Source organism: Rhizobacter sp. P2_H2 (assembly GCF_056403375.1).
In genome coordinates, this window is the sequence record NZ_JBFUFP010001072.1 from 1 (window position 1) to 1,796 (window position 1,796).

Consider the following 1,796-nt stretch of genomic DNA (forward strand, 5'->3'; position numbering starts at 1 on the left):
GTCCCAGGTCGGCCCCGGGCGCAGTGCCTCGAAGCGCTGCACGATGCGCTCGACCAGCGGCTCGGCGATGCGCCGCTGCACGATCAGGCGCGAGCCGGCGACGCACACCTGGCCGGCGTTGCCGGTGATCGCGCCGGCGATCGTCGCGGCCAGCCGCTCCAGGTCGGGCACGTCGTCGAACACCAGCTGCGGGCTCTTGCCGCCGAGCTCCAGCGTCACCGGCTTCGGCCCGTGCAGCGCGCAGGCGGACATGATGGCGGCGCCGGTGCGCGTGGAGCCGGTGAAGGTCATCTTCGCGATGCGCGGGTGCCGGCTCAGCGCCTCGCCGGCGGTGCGGCCGTCGCCCTGCACGATGTTGAACAGGCCCGCCGGCACGCCGGCCTGCAGCGCCAGCTCGGCCAGGCGCAGCACCGAGAACGGCGTCAGCTCCGACGGCTTCAGCACCACCGCGTTGCCGGCCGCCAGCGCGGCACCGACCTTCCACGAGGCCATCACCAGCGGGAAGTTCCACGGCGTGATCGCGCCGACCACGCCGTAGGGCTCGGTGACGGTCAGGCCCAGGTGGTCGCTGCGCGTCGCGGCGACCTCGCCGCCCAGCTTGTCGGCGTACTCGGCGAAGAAGCGCAGGCCTTCGGCGGTGAACGGCACGTCCCAGGCCAGCGCCTCGCGCAGCGGCCGGGTCGAGCCGACCGCCTCGAGCGGCGCCAGCACCGCGCCGTCGGCCTCGACCAGGTCGGCCCAGCGGCGCAGCACGCGGGCGCGTTCGCGCGGCGGGCGGCGCGACCAGTCGCTGGCGCGCCAGCGCGTCCACGCGTTCTCGACCGCCTGGTCGACCATCGCCGCGTCGGCCAGCGGCAGCTCGGCCTGGTGGCGGCCGTCGGACGGGCGCGACACCGCCAAGCCCGCGGCCTGCGCCGGGCGCAGCAGCCGGCCGTCGATGAAGTGGCCGCTCGGCACGTCAATCTGATCGGGATGGAAGGTGTGCACGCGCCGGCCTCGCAAAAATGGGGTTCAATCGACGCTCGAATGCTAGGCAGGGTGGTGCGGAATTTGCGGCCGTACGCAGGCCGGCGAACGCAGCRAATGGCGAATCGCCCGGCCCGTGCAGCGCAAGCTGCGGTTTTGATCGCGGCGACAAGATCGTCCTATCCGGGGCGATGGGAAGCTTGGAACCATCGCACGAGACGCCTGCGCTGGAGAAGCCATTGACTGACATTTCGAAGAGCGGGACCGCGGCCGACGGGGTCGCGTTGCGGCCCATGGAGGCCCGGGACCTCGACGCCGCCCACGCGCTGTCGCTGCGCGTGCACTGGCCGCACCGGCTCGCCGACTGGCAGTTCAGCTTCGAGTTCGGCCGCGGGCTGGTCGCCGAGCGCGACGGCGAGCTGATGGGCACCGCGCAGAGCTGGTCCTGGGGTGAACGGCACGCGACCATCGGCCTGGTGATCGTCGACCCGCGCTGCCAGGGGCGGCGCATCGGCTACCGCCTGATGGAGGCGCTGCTGGCCGGACTCGGCGGGCGCAGCGTGCTGCTGCATGCGACGCCGGAGGGCCGCGGCCTGTACGAGCGCCTGGGCTTCGTGCGGACCGGCGAGGTGCGCCAGCACCAGGGCACGGCGCTGCCGGCGCCACTGGTCGCGCTGGACACCGGCCGGCGCCTGCGCCCGGCCGACCACAACGACAGCGAGGCGCTGGCGCGGCTCGACGCGCAGGCGCGCGGCATGCCGCGCCCGGCCCTGATCGGCGCGCTGCTGGCCCAGGCCGACACGGTGGTGCTCGACCAGGACGGGCAGGCG

The 1,796-nt window shown here is 74.1% G+C and carries 2 protein-coding genes; one reads left to right on the forward strand and one right to left on the reverse strand.

Annotation, left to right across the window (positions count from 1 at the left end; all coding sequences use genetic code 11):
- Nucleotides 1-987 (reverse strand): aldehyde dehydrogenase family protein (locus AC1D15_RS30130; protein WP_477828914.1); only part of this gene is annotated, 987 nt, incomplete at its 3' end.
- 272 nt (nt 988-1,259) lie between these two features.
- On the opposite strand from AC1D15_RS30130, the gene AC1D15_RS30135 reads away from it, so the two are divergent.
- The coding region (locus AC1D15_RS30135) for a GNAT family N-acetyltransferase (protein ID WP_477828915.1) at nt 1,260-1,796 on the forward strand (537 nt) is incomplete at its 3' end.